Source organism: Blastococcus sp. SYSU DS0552 (assembly GCF_054050815.1).
Window position 1 is genome coordinate 14,962 of record NZ_JBJHAB010000029.1, and the last position, 16,298, is coordinate 31,259.

A 16,298-nucleotide genomic window follows, 5' to 3' on the forward strand; every position below is an offset into this window, starting at 1 on the left:
GCTCCCTCAGACCGAGAAGCCCCGCTGGCGGCGGACCAGCTTCTTCAGCATGAACAGCGTCTGCAGGACCGTCACCAGGTAGAGGACGGGCCAGCCGATCGAGAGGATCGCCGACTGGACGGCGATGCTCTGCTGGCTCCAGGCGAAGATCAGGACGGCGAACGTGACCGCCGCGCACAGCGCCGGCATCACGTAGGCGGATCCGCGGCCGCGCTCGGCGGCGGCCTGGGCGGCCCAGTTGTCCTTCTCCACGCGGGCGAAGAACTGCACCCACGCGCTCATGAAGTGGCCCATGCGGATCCACATGTACAGCTCGGCGGGGGCGAACAGCAGCGCGTAGAAGATGTCCGAGGCGCTCTTGTCGTGCATGGAAGCGGCGATCCGCAGGTTCAGCAAGGTTGCGACGATCGGCGGGATCAGCCACACCGGGTTGAACACGAACGCGTCGATCGACAGCGCCGCCGCGAGCAGCAGCAGGAACGACATGCGGGTGCCGATGTTGAACACCATCGAGACGTTCTCGTACCAGCGCAGCCGCAGGTTCGGGTGCAGCGGCTGCCCCTTGGTGTCGCCCCGCTGACCGGGCCACAGCAGGTCGATGCCACCGAAGTTCCACTTCACCTGCTGCCCGTGCAGCGCCCGCAGCGTGGTCATCGGCCCGACGAACGCCCGGGCGTGCGCGCTGATCTTGGTGCTGAAGCCGGCGTCCTTGATCTGCAGCGACAGCTTGGAGTCCTCGACCTCCGAGTCGCGCACCCAGGGTGCGGCCTGGTGGTTGCGGTACATGACCGTCTCGAGAGCGCGGACGCTGAAGAGGCTGCACTGCCCGCCGAGGACGGCCATGTTCCGGCCGCGGACCAGGTTGTCCATGTTGAAGCCGGCGAACTGGGCGCGCTGGCCGGCGACCAGGAAGCGCGCCATCGCGCCCTTCACCCGGGATTTGTCGAAGGTGTAGATCGCCGACAGCCCACCGATGCGCGGGTCGGTGACCATCTCCTTCTCCAGCCACTCCACGCACCGGCGGTCCAGCGTGGTGTCGCCGTCGACGCCGAGGATGTAGTCGTGGCCGCGGCTGACGTAGTAGCCGTAGTTGAGGGCGCCGACCTTCTTGTCGGGGTTCTCACCGATGTCGTGCACGTGCACGACGGTGTGGAAGGCCTCGCCCTTCACCACCCTCAGGTGCTCGCCGGCGTACTCCCGGGCGATCTCGGGGGTGTCGTCGTCGGTGTTGTTGATGATGACGTGGATGGCGTCCGGCGGCCGGGTCTGCGACAGCAGCGAGGTGAGGACGTCGGAGATCGTCGCCTCTTCGTTGTAGGCCGGGATGATGCAGCTGATGGTGGCGTGCCGGCGCTCGTGGTGGGCCTGGCCGCCGCCGAACTCGTCGGGCACGAGCGAGCTGACGTCGACGACCTCCTGACCGCTGCGGGCCAGCAGGTGGACGCGGTCGGTGGCACGGCGCATGCCGTGCAGGACCACCTCGGTCACAGCGAGTCCTCCTCGAGTAGCGGGAGCTCGAGCTGGTCGAGCACGGTCTGGCGGAAGTAACGCCCGGAGCCGGGCGTGGTCTCGACCAGCAGGTCGAACTGGACGGAGAGGGTCACGGTCGTCGCCGTGGCCGAGACGTCGGGCAGCGTGAAGGCGGTGGCGTAGGTGAACGGCGGTGTCAGGGCGAACTCGCCGCGGTCCTCGGCGGCCACGGTGCGCTGGGTGCCGTCGTCGGTGGTCGCCGCGAAGCGGGTGACCAGCACGGTCACCGTGGTGCTGCCGCCCTCGACGTGCGCGGCCAGCTGCACAGTCTTCGCATCCGAGGCGGTCCAGGACGCCGCGTCCTGCTCGGTCCAGTAGTCGATGACGACCGTCCGGTCGCCGGCGGCGAGGGTGTGCGTCACCGAGCCGGTGTCCAGGTCGCCGGCGGGGCGCACGGGCTCCTGCGGCTCGGCGGCCTCGGTGCCGTCGTCCACCGCGGGCGTCGCCACCGCGGCGGCGTCCCCTCCGGAGAGGCCCGGGCTCATCGAGACGTCGGGGAAGGTGCACCCCGTCGTCCCGGCCAGCAGCGCGATGGTCACGCCGGTCGCGGCGGCGCCGGACCGGAGCGTGCGTCGTCCCATGGTTTCCCCCCGTGGTCAGTCGGATGACCGCGCGGAGGGTCGATCGGTGGCGCTCGTCCCCCCGGCTGCGTCCGTCACGGACAGTAGGGAGCGAAACCGGGAGGAGAGCCGCTCGTGCCCGAAAGGACGAACGGCGTCCGCCCTCCGGGTGACGCTGGGTCACCCTCCCGGCGGAAACGCCGGGAGGGTGACCGCCCGGTTCAGCGGGAGGGGTCGAGGACGAGCTTGCCGGTGGTGCGGCGGGCGAGCAGGTCCTGGTGCGCCTCGCGGACGGCGGACAGCGGGTAGCGCCCGCCGACGACCGGCTTCAGCGAACCGTCGGCCGTCATGGCCAGCAGGTCGTTCATCGCGGCGTCGAGCATCTGCGGGCGCGCCATGCAGTGGGCCAGCCAGAAGCCGATGACCGCGCGGCTCTTCTGCATCAGCGCGCCGGGGGGCACCACGGGCGTCTCCTGCCGGGCGGCCATGCCGTAGGTGACCAGCCGGCCGAACGGCGCCAGGGCCGACAGCGAGCCGGTGAACACGTTGCCGCCGGTCATCTCGAGCACGATGTCGACCGGCTTGCCGCCGTTGGCCTCGCGCAGCGCGCCGGTGAACTGCTTGGGGTCGTCGTCGGCGAGGGCCGGGTCGACGGTGGCGTGTGCGCCGAGCCCCTCGGCGAGCTGCCGCTTCTCCGCGCTGGAGGCGGTAGCGATCACCCGGCCGGCGCCCCACCGGCGGGCGAGCTGGACGGCGAGCGAGCCGACGCCGCCGGCGCCGGCGATGACGACGACGGACTCGCCTTCGGCCAGGTGCGCGCTGGTGCGCAGCAGATGCCAGGCGGTCGTCCCCTGGAGGACGAGAGAGAGCGCCTGCTCGTCGCTGACGGCGTCGGGCACGGGCCAGGTGAGGACGTCGTTCGCCACGGCCTTCTCGGCGTAACCGCCGCCGTCGAGCAGCCCGACCACCCGCTGCCCGCCCCCGACCGGGGTGCCGACGAACTCCGCGCCCGGCACCAGCGGCAGCTGCTGGGCGGCCAGGTAGGAGTTCTCGATCTGGTGGGTGTCGGCAAAGTTAACTCCTGCGGCACTCACCTCGTAGAGCTGTTGGCCGGGCCCCGGGACGGGGTCCGGCAGGTCGACGACGTCGAGAACTTCTGGGCCGCCGAAGCGGGTGATCTGCACAGCACGCATGAGGGGAGGCTATGGCCATAGGGAGGACGTCACCGGTCCACGTCCGCCGCGACCGGGTAGGGGAAGCCGTGTTGCTCCAACGTCTAGTCAGCTGCCACCGAGGGCGCATGCTCCGAAGGAGGCACGCCGCTCTCAGGATGGTCGGCGGGGATAAAGTCCTCGTAAGCGAAGGACCGAAGGTGGCTCGCCGGGGGCCCGAGTATTAGCCCGGGGTGCTGGGGCATGGCTTCCTCGGGCCCGACGAAGCGGTCGGCTGCCGCCGACGCGAACACTGACGCCCACACAGTGGAGAGCATCAGCGCTTCGGCGATGAGAGGCGCGGGCCGGAGGTTGAGGACGGTTACCGGCTCAACACAATCCAGGGTGTAGTTGCGGTCTGAAGCCGCCGGTCTCGAGCAGGCTCCTGGCGATGTAGTTGGTGAGGTTGCGGAACCCGAGCGCCGAGCCGCGCAGATGCTCCAGGCGTCCGTTCATGGCTTCTGTCGGGCCGTTGCTCGTGCCGGGGCGGTTGAAGTAGGCCAGGACGTCCTCGGCGCGCTTCTTCAGGGTCCGCCCGAGGGTCGTCAGCTCGGTGAGCGCGGCCGGGACGCCGTGGCTGACGGACTCGATTAGCGTCGTCATGAGCCGCCGGCCCTTCGCGCGGTCGGGTTCGCGGTAGGCGCCGATCATGCGCTGGTAGATGCCCCAGGTCGCCTCGACCTGGACGTGCTCCTCGACGCCGAACAGCGCGGTGAGGCGTTGCTGCTGTCGGTCGGTGAGAAGGTCAGAACCCGTGTGCAGGGTGCGTCGGGCGCGGTAGAGCGGGTCGTCCTTGCGGCCTCGGTGGCCGTGCAGATCCTGCTGGACCCGGCGGCGGCAGCGGTCCAACGCGTCGCCGGCGAGGCGGACGACGTGGAACGGATCCATGACGGCGACGGCGTCGGGGAGCTCTTCGGTGGTGGCGGTCTTGAAGCCGGTGAACCCGTCCATCGCGACCACCTCCAGGCCCTTCCGCCAGGCCTCCGGCCGCTGGGTAAGCCAGGTCTTGAAGGCCTGCTTGGAGCGGCCTTCGACCATGTCCAGCAGGCGGGAGGGCCCGGTCTTGTCGCGGATCGGGGTGAGGTCGATGATGACGGTGACGTACTTGTCGCCGTGGCGGGTGTGGCGCCAGACATGCTCATCAACCCCGATGACCGCTACGCCGTGGAAGCGGTCCGGGTCGCCGATCAAGACGCGCTTACCCTCGGCGAGGACGGCGGTGTTGGCGGTGTTCCACGACACCGCGAGGGCTTCGGCGATCCGAGCCACCGTGAGGTGCTGGACCACTAGCCCTTCCAGGGCCCAGCGCAGCGCGCTTCGGGAGAGCCGCGCCCGGGGTTCTGCGGCGCGGGTGGTGTCTTGACGCCAGACGTGGCCGCAGCCGGTGCACTGGTAGCGGCGGACCGTTACCAGCAGCGTCGTGGGCCGCCAGCCCAGCGGCTCGTGGGCCAGGCGGCGGGTCACGCTGTCACGCGGGGTGCCCTCGCAGCCGCAGCGCCTGCACCACTGGTCGGCCTCCACGACGCGGCAGGCCAGGATCGCGCGGTCGGGCTCGAGGCACTGCCCGAGGGCTTGCAGACCCAGCTTGTCGAGGCGGCAGAACGTGGTCAGGTCGGGGCAGGCGAAGGTAACGTCAGGCACGTCGAGGTTTTTCTGGATGGGCGGTGTAGGAACTTCCACCCTCGGCAGGCCTCGACCTTCACCCGGGCACCGACGCGCGGGCCGGCGCCACCATTCAGCTCTGACGAGCGATCGAAGTAGCCTCAATCCCGGGCGGAGGGTGCGAGCAGCTCTCCGGTCCCATCGCCGCAGTAGACGCCCAGCGGTCAGGCTGAGTGCATCGCGGCGCCAGCCTCGCTGAGCGGGAAGCGGCGCCAGTGCATGCTGCAAACAGGAGAGTTCATGACGTTGTCCCCGGCCGCCCGGGTCGGCCTGGCCGGAGCGGCGGTGGTCGGGGTCGCCTTCGGTATGGCCCGGTACGCCTACGGTCTGACACTGCCCGACATCCGGCGGGACCTGGGACTCTCCGAGCTGGTGCTCGGTCTGGTCGCCAGCGCCACGTTCGCCGGCTATCTGGTGGGCCTGCTGCTTACGGGGCCGCTCGCCACTCGCCGCGGCTCGCGTGCCCCGACGACCGTGGGCGGGGCCTGCGGCGCTCTGGGGGCGGTGATCGTCACGGTCGCGCAGTCTCCCTGGTTGCTCGCCGGCGGTGCCGTCCTGGCCGGCAGTGCGGGCGGCTGGGTCTGGGCGCCCTACTCCGACATCGTGACGCGGACGGTAGCCGAGCGGCAGCAGCCGAGGGCGTTGGCGATCATCACGACCGGCACCAGCGGCGGACTGGTCGCTCTGGGTGCTCTGGCCGGCCTTGCCGCGCTGGGCTCATGGCGCCTGGTCTGGGGCGGCATCGCCCTCGCCGCCGTGGCTGCCGCCGTGGTGAACCTCCGGCTGGTGCCGAGAACTAGGCCAGCCCCACGCCCGGACGGGCGGCGCGGCACCTCCTCACTCGTGAGAGCGCTGCGGGTTCCGGCCGCCTACTCCGTCGTCTACTTCGCGGTCATTGTCATCTACTTCACCTACGCCGCGGACGTCCTCCAGCGGGACGACCTCCCGGCGGCAGCCGTCCCGGCCCTCTACGCGGCCGTCGGCCTCACCGGCGTGGTTGCTGTGACGACCGGGGCCATCGCGCAGCGACTGGGCAGCATCAGGGTGGCGGCGCTATGCCTGATGACGGTGGCTGCGGCGCTGGCACTACTCGGGCTGGCCAGCGACTCCCTGGCCGCGACGGTGGCCTCGGCATGCATCTTCGGCGTGGGGTATATGACCGGGTCGGCGGTGCTCGCGGTCTGGACCGCCGAGCTGGCGCCCGACCGCGCAGGCACGGCGTTCACCGGGTGTCTGGTCGTGGGAGCCGTCACCTCGGTCTCAGCGCCCGCCGTCGCCGGTGCGGTCATCCCTGGCCTGGGGCTAGGGACGCTGCTCGTCCTCACCGCCGCGGTGTCACTGCTCAGCGGGGTGGCACTGATGCTGCACGGGTCCTCGGGAGGGGGACCGTCAGCAACACCGAATCGTGAACCCCAGTGTCCCGCCAGTACTCGTCCCGCACACCCTCCATTGCGATGAGCCCGGTTACCTCCCACGACCCAGCGTGATCGTGGCGCGGTGGAAGTCGCTCCAAGAATTCGATCGCCGTTGCGTCGACGATACTAAAGCCACTTTTGATGGCTGACAGTTGAATGTTCTCGCCGGATGGCGGGGAGCCCGTCACAAAGCTGACCCGCAATTCGTGGTGCGGCCGTACGGCCAGACCATGCTTGACTTTGTTGTTTCCGACGTTCGCGTCTAGCGCCTCACTGACCAGTAGGTGCATGGCCCGCCGCACCCACTGCCAGTGCATCCGAACTGCGGCTTCTACGTCTGAAGGCGGATTCGAGGGTAGGGTCCGGACGTCTGCCGCAGGCATGAAAAGATTCGCGGGAATCTCGCCCTGAACCTCGAAGGCGCGCAGTGCCTTCACAAGGTCATGACCTGTTTCCCGACTGTTGGTCAGCGACGCCCAGATGCTTGACCCCGGGGTCCTCCACCCGGTGAGGACGGCGTGGACTATCCGCACCAGCGACTCGGCCAGGTGGTGACGAAGGGTGAAGGCATCGAGAGCCCTCTGCAACTCGCGCTCGGATTCCGTCGGTTCCGTCGTGGAAAGCATGCGCTCGTCCAAGCCGTAACCGATCACCTGCGCAGCCAGGGCCCCGTGGTAGTCGATTGGTGCTGGTTCGCGGAGCAAGTCGTCGATGCGGGCGCGCCAGTAGGAAGCGGGATTCGACCCGAAGAAGGTGTCGTCCAGCAGAGCAAGCTGTTCCGGCGTCAAGTTCGACGTGTTGCTCGTCGGGTACAGCGTTATGCCCCTTCTCGTCAGCTCCATCTTCGCTAGCCCAAGCCAGCAACGGACTAGTCAGCGGTTGCGCTTACGCGGCCGTCGCTTGAGCACCTCGCCGGTGGTGGGTGTCGGCGAAGTTCACGCCGGCGGCGGAGACGTCGTAGAGCTTCTGCCCGGAACCGGCCTCCGGCTCGGGGATGTCGACGATGTCCAGGACCTCGGGACCGCCGAAGCGGGTGATCTGCACAGCACGCATGGTCGGAGGCTAGAGCAGCCACCACTCGGGAGAACGAGGCGACCGGGTCGGCCTTCTGCGCCCGACCCGGGGCAGGCTGTGCAGCGGGATGCCGGGGGAGGAGGCCGACGGCCCCCTGCCCCCGGCGTGGCGATCAGGCCTCGTAGGGCGGGAGGACGTCGAGGACCCAGGTCACGCCGAAGCGGTCGGTGACCATCCCGTACAGCGGTGCGTAGCCGACGGGGGCGAGCTCCGCGCGGACGGTCCCACCCTCGGTGAGCGCCTTCCAGTACCCGGTGATCTCCTCGGTGTCGGTGCCGCGCACCGAGACGTAGACGGCGTCGGTGCCGGGGTCGTACGCCCGCGCGGGCGGCACGTCGAAGGCCATGATCGCGAAGCCGTTGGGGGCCTGGAGGCCGCCCCACTTGACCTGCTCGGCCACCGCGCCGTCGGCGTCGTCCCGCTCGTCGCCGCCCTGGGCGAAGGTGAAGGCCATGACCTCACCGCCGAACACCGACGCGTAGAACTCCAGTGCCTCGCGGGCCTGGCCGCGGAAGTTGAGGTGCGTGGTCGTGGTGATGCTCATGTCGGCTCCTCGGTGTGCCGCCACCCCCTTGGTGGCGACGAGAGGAGCGTGGCAGCGGTAGCGGACAGGTTCAGTCCTCTACTGTGGCCAACGTGACGGGCATGCCCGAGAGGAACGGCACCTCGTCCAGGTTGCTGACCCTGCTGTCACTGCTGCAGGCCCGCCGCGACTGGCCCGGCGCCGCCCTGGCCGAGCGGCTCGGGGTCCACCCCCGCACCGTGCGCCGCGACATCGACCGGCTGCGCGAACTCGGTTATCCCGTGCAGGCGTTCAAGGGCCCGGACGGTGGCTACCGCCTCGACGCCGGCACGGACCTGCCGCCGCTGCTGTTCGACGACGACCAGGCCGTGGCCCTCGCCGTCGCCCTGCAACTGGCCATCACCAGTGGCGCGGGTGTCAGCGAGGCCGCCGCCCGTGCGCTGACCACCGTCCGCCAGGTGATGCCGGCGCGGCTGCGGCACCGGATCGACGCCGTCCAGGTCACCCCTGTCGCCCGCGGCGCGACCGCCGAGGTGAACCCGGCAGTGCTGGTGGCGCTGACGGCAGCGATCCGCGCCCGCGAGATCGTGCGGTTCGACTACGCCGCTGCGGGTGGGGGTGCGGGCGGGGGGAGCGAGGAGGTCGTCCCGCCTCGGCGAGCCGAACCGCACCATCTGGTCACCCGGAACGGCCGCTGGTATCTCGTCGCCTTCGACCTCGACCGAGCCGACTGGCGGACCTACCGCTGCGACCGGATCACCCCCCGCATTCCGACCGGCCCACGCTTCACCCCACGTGTGCTGCCTGGGGGCGACCTCGCCGCCTTCGTGAACGGGACCTTCCAGGGCAGCGCCAGCGGTGTGGACACCTGGCCGTGCACCGGCACCGTCGAACTGGGTCTCCCCGCCGCCCGGGTGGCACCGTTCGCCCACGACGGCCTCGTCGAGTCACTGGGCACCGACCGCTGCCGGCTCACGCTCGGTGCCTGGTCCTGGGTCGGCATCGCCGCTGCCGTCGCCCGCTACGACACCGACGTCCTCGCTGTCAGCCCGCCGGCCCTCGCCGAGGCCTTCCGCACGCTGTCCGCCCGGTTCGCCAGGGTCGCCCCGGCCGGCACCCAGCCGGACGAACCGGACCTGTGCTGACCGTCGACTCGGCTGGGGGACGTCGTCGACGTCGACGACCTCGGGACCGCTGAACCGGGTGATCTGCACGCCTCGCATGCAGGTGAGGCCAGGGCGTGCGCCGATCGCCGACGCGAACCCGTGTCGAGGGCGAGGCGAGACACCCGGAGCGCCTCCCACCCGCGGGGTGCGCAGGGTCAGGCGTGGGAGCCCCGGACCGGTGTGCGTCGATGGCCTGCCGCCTGTGCGGATGGTCACGAGCCGTCCCGTCGTCGCCGGCCGCGTTCCCCGTCACCACTCCGTAGCCTGGGCGTCGTGCCCCCCACGAGCCGGGACCGCAGGTGGCGGATCGCCCGCCTGCCGGACCAGGCGCGGAAGGCGATCGCCGGCTCCGGCCCGCCGACGGCGCCCTTCGCACTGCGCGCCCAGCCCAGCCGGGTCGACGCGGGCACCGCGCGCTCGGCGCTCGGTCTGGCCCTCCGCATCGGCGAGTCGATGATGGCGGTCGGGGCGTCGGCGGCTGACGTGACCGCCACGGTGCTCCGTGTGGCGGCGGCCTACGGACTGACCGATTGCCAGGTCGACGTCACCTTCACGTCGCTGACGATCAGCTACGACCCGGACGACGTGCCCCCGCTCGTGCTGATGCGCATCGTGCGCCCCCGTGGACTGGACTACACCCGGCTGCAGGGGATCACCGACCTGGTGTCAGCGATCCAGGCGGAGGGTCTGGACCTGAAGGACGCGCACCGTCGGTTGGACGACGTCCTGTCTGCGCCGCACCCCTACCGTCGGCCCATCCACGCACTCGGCTGGTCGGGGGTGGCGGGCTGCGTCGCCTTCCAGCTCGGCGGTGGCTGGCTCGTGGCGCTCGTCGCGGCGGTCACCACGGCCGTCATCGAGCAGACGCTCCGCGCACTCGATCGGCGTGGGCTCCCGATGTTCTTTCAGCAGGTGGCCGGAGCTGCGGTGGCCACCGGGGCGGCCGTCCTCCTCCTCGCGTGGGAGGTCGAGGTCCGCACCTCGTTGGTCGTCGCCGCCGGGATCGTGGTGCTCCTGGCAGGCCTCTCGTTCGTGGGCGCGGCCGAGGACGCGATCAGCGGCTTCCCGGTCACCGCCGCGGCCCGGGCCTTCGAGGTGCTGATGCTGACGACCGGCATCGTCGTCGGTATCGCCGCTGTCCTCGATCTGGCGCGGCGGGCGGAGTTCCCGCTGCGCGTGCTCGAACCGTCGACGTCCACCGTGCCGTTCGCCGTGGCGGTGGCCGCCGCAGCCGGGATGGCCGGGTTCTGGGCGGTGGCGTCGCACGCCCGCCCGCTCGCCGTCGGAGTGGCCACGGTGGCCGGCGCGCTGACGTGGACCACGGCGTCCACGGCTGCCGTGTTCGGTGCCGGCCCAGCAGTGGCGAGTGCGGCGGCGGCCGTGGTCGTCGGCTTCTGCGGTGGGGCGCTGACCGATCGGCTGCGGATCCCGCCCCTGCTCCTCGCGGTCTGCGGCATCGTCCCGTTGCTGCCCGGGCTCGCGATCTACCGGGGCCTCTTCGCGGTCGTCGTGGAGGCCGACGTCTCGGGCGGGATGAACGCGCTCGTGGGGGCCGCGGCGATCGGGTTGGCCCTCGCCGCCGGCGTCGTGCTCGGCAGGTTCTTCGGCCGGCCGCTGGGCGGCAGCCAGGACCGCTTCGACCGACGGGTCCGGCGCCGGGGGACCAGCGGGTCCTGAGGTCGGACGCGCGGCTCGCCCAGGCCGAGGCCATCGCCTCCTCAGGCGGCCACCCAGCGGACCGGTAGCCGCTTGACCCCGCGCTGGAAGCTGGACCGCAGCAGCGCGGGCGGTCCGGCCGGCTCCAGCACCGCGGTGCGGCGCAGCAGCTCACCGAAGAGCGCCCGCATCTGCGCCCGCGCCAGCTGCCCGCCGAGGCAGAAGTGCGGCCCGTGCCCGAAGGAGAGGTGCGGGTTGGGCGCGCGGCGGACGTCGAACCGGTCGGGATCCGGGAAGACCGCCTCGTCCCGGTTCGCCGAGGTGAACGAGACCACGACCTTGTCCCCGGCTCGGATGCGGGTGCCGGCGAGCTCGACGTCCCGCGTGGCGGTGCGGCGGAAGACCATCACCGGCGTCCACCAGCGCAGCATCTCGTCGACCGCGCCGGGGAGCAGCGAGGGGTCCGCCCGGACGGCGGCCAGCTGCTCCGGGTGCTGCATCAGCGCGATCAGGCCCCCCGGCAGACCGTTGCGCAGGGTCTCGTTGCCGGCGACCGCGAACAGCCAGAACATGTTCTCGAACTCTTCGTCGGTCACCCGGCCGCCGTCCTCCTCGACCTGCGCCAGCAGGATCGACATGACGTCGGCACCGGGCGTCTCCCGCTTCCGCTCGGCGAGCAGGCGCGCGTACGCGTACAGGTCGGGCATGCCCGCCCGGGTCCGCGGATCGGGCATGGTCCCGTCCTCGGCCGGCGCCGGGCGCAGGGCCAGCGCCTCGCGGGCCATGGCGGTGCCCCCGCTGCCGTCGAAGGCCGCCGACGTGGCGTAGTCGGCGTCCTGCCAGCCGATGACCCGGTTGGACCAGTCGAACATCAACCAGCGGTCCTCGGCCGGTACACCCAGCACCTCGGCGAGGACGAGCAACGGCAGATCGGCCGCGACGTCCTTGGCGAAGTCGCAGGTGCCCTCGCCGGCGCCGGAGATCATGTCGTCGACCAGCCGCGCCGCCGTCGCCTCGATCGCGTCGGTCAGCGCAGCCACGGCCCGGGGGGTGAACGAGCGGGTCAGCAGCCGCCGCAGCCGGGTGTGGTCGGGCGGGTCCATGTTGAGCATCATCTGCCGGACCCACGCGAGGTCGCGGGCCTCGCTGACCTGCGTGGCGCCGAGCCAGGAGGAGAAGGTCGCCGGGTCGCGCAGCACGCGCTCGACGTCGCCGTGCCGCAGGACCAGCCAGAACCCGGTGCCGGACGGCCGGCCGTGCAGGGCCGGCTCGTCCACCCAGGCGACGGGCGCCTCGGCCCGCAGCCGACGCAGCAGCTCGAACGGCGGGCCGGTCTCGTAGGTGACCGGGTCGACCAGAGCCACCGTCTCCGCGGACCCGGCCGAGGGGCTCCACGCAGGGGAGCTCACGGGAGCCCGTCGAGGAACCGCTCGGCGCAGGTGAACAGCGCGACCGGCGTCTCGAACATGGCGTAGTGCCCCGCGTTGGGCAGCACCTCGAGGGTCGCGTTCGGGTACTGCTCGAGGAACGTCTGCTGCATGACGGGCGCGCCCAGCGCCGGGTCGTGCTCGCCGACCACGACCAGCACCGGGACGGGGTTGCCGCGCACCTCGGTGGAGAAGTCGGTGCGCGCCCACGCCTCGAGGTAGCCGCCGAAGGCAGCGACCTCGGACTGGTCGAGCGAGTGCTGCACCATCCGGTCGACCCAGGTGGGGGAGAGCCGGTTGCCGGTCGTCAGGTCGATGATCGCGTACCGGCTGTCGCGATCCTCGGCGGCGCTGCTGAACAGCTGCCAGCCCTGGTCGTCGAACGGCACCCCGGTGGAGGGGACCGGGCTGATGCCGAGCAGGCCCTGCACGCGGTCCGGCGCGTCGGCCAGCACCCGCTGCATCGCGGTGCCGCCCATCGAATGCCCCATCACGACGAACTCCGACCAGCCCAGCTCATCGGCCGCGGCCAGGGCGTCGGCGGCGATCTCGGCGAGCGTGAAGGAACCGGTCTGCCCCCTGCGGGCGCCGTAGCCCCGGTAGTCGAGGAGGGCGACGGAGTACCGGTCGCCGTCGAACAGCTCGGCGAACGGCCCCCACCCGGCGGCGGACCCGAACCAGCCGTGCAGAGCGAGGACGTGCCGAGGACCGGTGCCGACGACGACGGGTCGGGATGCCATGGCCGGCAGTCTGGCGAGCAGCCGGTGAGCAGGCAAGGGACCGCGGCACGCTGAGGCGCCCACGTGCCCACCGGGCCTCCGGACGCGCCCGACGTCCGGAGACACCTGGCCGAGAAGCGGCTGCTCCTGGCAGCCCTCCAGCTCTTCGTGGCCGACCTGGCCCTTGTCCGCGCCGGCACACCTCGGTGATCCTCGACACCGGAGGTCAGGGTGACGGCGAGCAGGCGGAGCGGGACGCCATCTCGCCGGCGGCGCGGCCGGGGACGTGGAGCACCGGGCCCGGTTCGTTGTCTCCGACGCCTTCCGTGACCAGGGCTGGGTCGCCGCCCGGCAGGCGGCGGTGCGGCGCCGGTCGACGACGCAGGGGAGGACGTGTGGACGTCGGATTCATCGGTCTGGGTGTCATGGGTCAGCCGATGGCGCTGAACCTCGCCCGGGCGGGCACGCCGCTGGTCGTCTGGAACCGTTCCCCCGACCGGACGGAGCCGCTGCGTGCCGCCGGTGCCACGGTCGCGGCGGACCCGGCGGAGGTCTTCCGCCGAGCACGGATCGTGATCCTCATGCTGGCGAACGCGGCCGCCGTCGACGACGTCCTCGGCCGCGGTACCGGGCACTTCGCCACGACCGTCGGTGGACGCGTGGTCGTCGCCATGGGGACGACGTCGCCCGAGTACTCCGCCGCTCTCGGCGCGGACGTCCGCGCGGCGGGCGGGGAGTACGTCGAGGCGCCGGTGTCCGGATCCCGCCTCCCCGCGGAGGCGGGGCAGCTCGTCGGCATGCTGGCGGGCGACGCCGGCGTCGTCGCGGGCGTGCGGCCACTGCTGGAGCCGATGTGCCGCCGCACGTTCGTCTGCGGGGACGTCCCGAACGCGCTGCTCATGAAGCTGGCGGTCAACCTCTTCCTGATCACGCAGGTCACGGGGCTCGCCGAGGCGTTCCACTTCGCCGACGTGCACGGCCTCGACATCCACCAGCTCCGTGAGGTGCTCGACGCCGGGCCCATGGCCAGCGAGGTGTCGAGGGTGAAGGCGGCCAAGCTCGTCGAGGGGGACTTCGCCGTCCAGGCGGCGCTCACCGATGTCCTGATGAACAACGAGCTGGTGGCCGGCGCGGCTCGGCGCATCAGGGCCGCCGTGCCGCTGCTCGACGTCTGCCATGCCCTCTTCGGGGAGGCGGAACGGTTGGGGCACGGGGCGGCGGACATGGCCGCCGTCGTCCACGCCCTCGAGGCGAGGACCGCCGCGATGACACAGCGGACGCAGCAGCAGGCGACGTGACCGGCGCCGGCGCGTCGGCCTCCGTCGCCCGTCCTGCGTGGGCGGCCCGGGGCCGGCCGCGGATCAGCGCGTGATCTCGATGCGGCGACGGCGGGTCCGCGCGGACTTCGGCACCCGGATGGTCAGGACGCCGTCCCGCAGCGAGGCCTCGACGTGTTCGTCGTCCACCTCCGCCGGCAGCGACACCGCGTAGTGGAACTTGCCCACCTTGCGCGCGCGCCGGTGCAGGATGCCGGTGCGCTTCTTCTCCCGGATCTCCCCGGAGACGGTCAGGACCCGGTCGTCGAGCTGGACGTCGACGTCGTCACGGGCGAGGCCCGGCACCTCCAGCTCGACGACGTAGGCGTCGTCGGTCTCCTCGAGGTCGGCGGACGGGACCCAGCGGTCCAGGGCGCGGAGAGGGTCGGCGTGCCACACCCTGGCCAGGCTGTCGTGCAGCTCGAACAGCTCCCGGAAGGGATCCCACCGATCCGCAGCCGACTCCCGATTCAGCACTGGCAACGTCATCTGTTGTCCTCCTCTCGGACTGGTCGATCACTACGTACGGGTGAACCTGTAGCGGTCGCTGTAGATTCCGCCGCCTGTCCGGTCGGGATCTCTGCGACGTGCGGCCGCCGGGTGCGTCACCACCCGGTCAGCCGGGCGATCCGCTCGGCCGTCGGCGGGTGCGTCATGAACAGCGCCGACAACGATCGGCCAGGGGAGCCCGACAGCGGGTTGACGACGTACTTGGGCGCCTGGGCCGGCTGCACCTCCATGGGCAGGCGCTGCGCCACCCGCTCGATCTTCGCCAGCGCCGTCGCCAGGGGTCGTCCGTCACGGCACAGCCAGGCGCCCGTGCGGTCGGCCTCGTACTCCCGGCTGCGGGACAGGGCCAGCTGGAGCAGGAGCGCGGCGAGCGGAGCGACCAGGAAGGCGACGAGGGCGGCCAGTGGGCCGGGTGCCTCGTCCTCCTCCGAGCTGCCCGCGAACGGCAACCACCCGGCGAGCTGGGCGACGAAGCTGATTCCGGTCGCCAGCGCCGCGGCCACCGAGGTGAGCAGTGTGTCCCGGTTCCGGACGTGGGCCAGCTCGTGGGCGAGCACGGCCCGCAGCTCCGCGGGTGTGAGCAGGTCGAGCAGCCCCTGCGTCACGGCGACCGCGGCGTGCGCGGGATCGCGTCCGGTGGCGAAGGCGTTCGGCTGCCGATCCGGCGTCACGTACAGGCGGGGCATCGGCAGCCCCGCCTCGGCGGAGAGCTCTCCCACGATCCGGTGCAGCATTGGTGCGCTCGCGGGCCCGACGGGGACCGCGCCCGCGGAACGCAGCGCCACGCGGTCGGAGAACCAGTAGGACCCGGCGACCGTGGCCACGCCGAGCACCAGGCCGATCGCCGCGCCGGTCCGGCCGAAGAGCGACCCGAGCAGCACCAGCAGCCCGGCCATGCCCGAGAGCAGGACCGCCGTCCTGACCCCGTTCCAGGCCCGCCGCCGCGGTGCGTAGGGCGCGCGATGCCGCGGGGCCCGGGCAGCCGGCGCGAGGCGGTACTCGGCAGGCCGACGTCGACGCAGGTCATCCGGCATCCCGGCCGGGCGCAGCGGCGTCGGCATCATGGTCGTCATCGGTCCTCCTTCAGCGATCCTGTTGGGTCGAGCCCAGCTGCTGGTCGACCCAGCGCTGGATGGTGGTCGCGGGCTGGGCGCCCACCAGCCGTGACCGCTCCTGGCCGTCGGCGAAGAGCGCCAGCGTCGGGATGCCGCGCACCCCGAGACGGGAGCTCGCGCCGGGCGCGGTGTCGGCGTTGACCTTCGTGACCTTGAGCCGCCCCGCCCGGTCCCGCGCGAGCTGCTCCACGACCGGGGTGACGGCGCGGCAGGGCCCGCACCACGGCGCCCAGACGTCCACCAGGACGGGCAGCGGGCTCTCCGTCACGACGGCGTCGAAGTCGGCGTCGCCCGCCTCGACCAGCCAGGGCAGGTCGGCGGGGGGGGGGGGGGGGGGGGGGGGGGGGGGGGGGGGGGGGGGGGGGGGGGGGGGGGGGGGGGGGGGGGGGGGGGGGGGGGGGGGGGGGGGGGGGG

Annotated in this window: 17 protein-coding genes; 5 read left to right on the forward strand and 12 right to left on the reverse strand. The window is 72.0% G+C overall.

Translation table 11 applies throughout. The features are described from left to right. Nucleotides 1–6: 6 nt before the first annotated feature. The 4 genes from ACI8AG_RS19635 to ACI8AG_RS19650 all read right to left on the reverse strand — a co-directional run bounded on the left by ACI8AG_RS19635 (nt 7) and on the right by ACI8AG_RS19650 (nt 4,942). Nucleotides 7–1,488, reverse strand: coding sequence for a glycosyltransferase family 2 protein (locus ACI8AG_RS19635; RefSeq protein ID WP_456598359.1), 1,482 nt, complete (start codon nt 1,486–1,488; stop codon nt 7–9). Beyond that, nucleotides 1,485–2,111 (reverse strand): hypothetical protein, encoded by a 627-nt coding sequence (locus ACI8AG_RS19640; RefSeq protein ID WP_456598360.1) that lies wholly within the window; start codon nt 2,109–2,111, stop codon nt 1,485–1,487. Before ACI8AG_RS19640 ends, ACI8AG_RS19635 begins: the two co-directional genes overlap by 4 nt. Nucleotides 2,112–2,311: 200 nt before the next feature. Further along, nucleotides 2,312–3,283 carry a quinone oxidoreductase family protein gene (locus ACI8AG_RS19645; protein WP_456598361.1) on the reverse strand — a complete coding sequence of 324 codons (972 nt, stop codon included), beginning with the start codon at nt 3,281–3,283 and terminating at the stop codon, nt 2,312–2,314. Nucleotides 3,284–3,631: 348 nt separating this feature from the next. Beyond that, nucleotides 3,632–4,942 (reverse strand): ISL3 family transposase, encoded by a 1,311-nt coding sequence (locus ACI8AG_RS19650; RefSeq protein WP_456598362.1) that lies wholly within the window; start codon nt 4,940–4,942, stop codon nt 3,632–3,634. Nucleotides 4,943–5,203: 261 nt separating this feature from the next. Between ACI8AG_RS19650 and ACI8AG_RS19655 the strand changes: the two genes are divergently transcribed. Continuing rightward, a complete protein-coding gene (locus tag ACI8AG_RS19655) occupies nt 5,204–6,421 on the forward strand; it encodes an MFS transporter (RefSeq protein ID WP_456598363.1) in 1,218 nt (405 codons plus the stop codon). Here the strand turns inward: ACI8AG_RS19655 and ACI8AG_RS19660 are convergent. From ACI8AG_RS19660 to ACI8AG_RS19670, 3 genes are all read right to left on the reverse strand, one after another. Beyond that, the gene (locus tag ACI8AG_RS19660; protein ID WP_456598364.1) at nt 6,306–7,220 is read right to left on the reverse strand and encodes a hypothetical protein; all 915 of its coding nucleotides are present in this window, start codon (nt 7,218–7,220) and stop codon (nt 6,306–6,308) included. The genes ACI8AG_RS19655 and ACI8AG_RS19660 overlap by 116 nt on opposite strands. A 43-nt stretch (nt 7,221–7,263) precedes the next feature. Continuing rightward, the gene (locus ACI8AG_RS19665; RefSeq protein ID WP_456598365.1) at nt 7,264–7,431 is read right to left on the reverse strand and encodes a Zn-dependent oxidoreductase; all 168 of its coding nucleotides are present in this window, start codon (nt 7,429–7,431) and stop codon (nt 7,264–7,266) included. 133 nt (nt 7,432–7,564) lie between these two features. After that, the gene (locus ACI8AG_RS19670) at nt 7,565–7,996 is read right to left on the reverse strand and encodes a VOC family protein (RefSeq protein WP_456598366.1); all 432 of its coding nucleotides are present in this window, start codon (nt 7,994–7,996) and stop codon (nt 7,565–7,567) included. Between the two features lie 101 nt (nt 7,997–8,097). Between ACI8AG_RS19670 and ACI8AG_RS19675 the strand changes: the two genes are divergently transcribed. Then, nucleotides 8,098–9,120 carry a helix-turn-helix transcriptional regulator gene (locus tag ACI8AG_RS19675; RefSeq protein WP_456598367.1) on the forward strand — a complete coding sequence of 341 codons (1,023 nt, stop codon included), beginning with the start codon at nt 8,098–8,100 and terminating at the stop codon, nt 9,118–9,120. A gap of 294 nt (nt 9,121–9,414) precedes the next feature. After that, nucleotides 9,415–10,818, forward strand: a complete 1,404-nt coding sequence (locus ACI8AG_RS19680; protein WP_456590372.1) for a threonine/serine ThrE exporter family protein — start codon at nt 9,415–9,417, stop codon at nt 10,816–10,818. Between the two features lie 41 nt (nt 10,819–10,859). Here the strand turns inward: ACI8AG_RS19680 and ACI8AG_RS19685 are convergent, their stop codons facing one another. Together ACI8AG_RS19685 and ACI8AG_RS19690 are read right to left on the reverse strand one after the other, a co-directional pair. Further along, a complete protein-coding gene (locus ACI8AG_RS19685) occupies nt 10,860–12,161 on the reverse strand; it encodes a cytochrome P450 (protein WP_456598368.1) in 1,302 nt (433 codons plus the stop codon). Between the two features lie 41 nt (nt 12,162–12,202). Then, nucleotides 12,203–12,964: an alpha/beta fold hydrolase gene (locus ACI8AG_RS19690; protein ID WP_456598369.1), complete on the reverse strand. Its 762-nt coding sequence runs from the start codon at nt 12,962–12,964 to the stop codon at nt 12,203–12,205. Between the two features lie 63 nt (nt 12,965–13,027). On the opposite strand from ACI8AG_RS19690, the gene ACI8AG_RS19695 reads away from it, so the two are divergent. Together ACI8AG_RS19695 and ACI8AG_RS19700 are read left to right on the forward strand one after the other, a co-directional pair. Beyond that, a complete protein-coding gene (locus ACI8AG_RS19695) occupies nt 13,028–13,153 on the forward strand; it encodes a hypothetical protein (RefSeq protein ID WP_456598370.1) in 126 nt (41 codons plus the stop codon). Nucleotides 13,154–13,338: 185 nt separating this feature from the next. After that, on the forward strand, nt 13,339–14,241 hold the full coding sequence (locus tag ACI8AG_RS19700; RefSeq protein ID WP_456598371.1) for an NAD(P)-dependent oxidoreductase: 903 nt from the start codon (nt 13,339–13,341) through the stop codon (nt 14,239–14,241). A gap of 63 nt (nt 14,242–14,304) precedes the next feature. Here the strand turns inward: ACI8AG_RS19700 and ACI8AG_RS19705 are convergent, their stop codons facing one another. From ACI8AG_RS19705 to trxA, 3 genes are all read right to left on the reverse strand, one after another. Next, nucleotides 14,305–14,748, reverse strand: a complete 444-nt coding sequence (locus ACI8AG_RS19705) for an Hsp20/alpha crystallin family protein (RefSeq protein ID WP_456598372.1) — start codon at nt 14,746–14,748, stop codon at nt 14,305–14,307. A 116-nt stretch (nt 14,749–14,864) separates the two neighbouring features. Next, nucleotides 14,865–15,842, reverse strand: a complete 978-nt coding sequence (locus ACI8AG_RS19710; protein WP_456598373.1) for a M48 family metalloprotease — start codon at nt 15,840–15,842, stop codon at nt 14,865–14,867. Nucleotides 15,843–15,852: 10 nt separating this feature from the next. Beyond that, nucleotides 15,853–16,197 carry a thioredoxin gene (gene trxA, locus ACI8AG_RS19715; protein WP_456598374.1) on the reverse strand — a complete coding sequence of 115 codons (345 nt, stop codon included), beginning with the start codon at nt 16,195–16,197 and terminating at the stop codon, nt 15,853–15,855. Nucleotides 16,198–16,298: the final 101 nt, after the last annotated feature.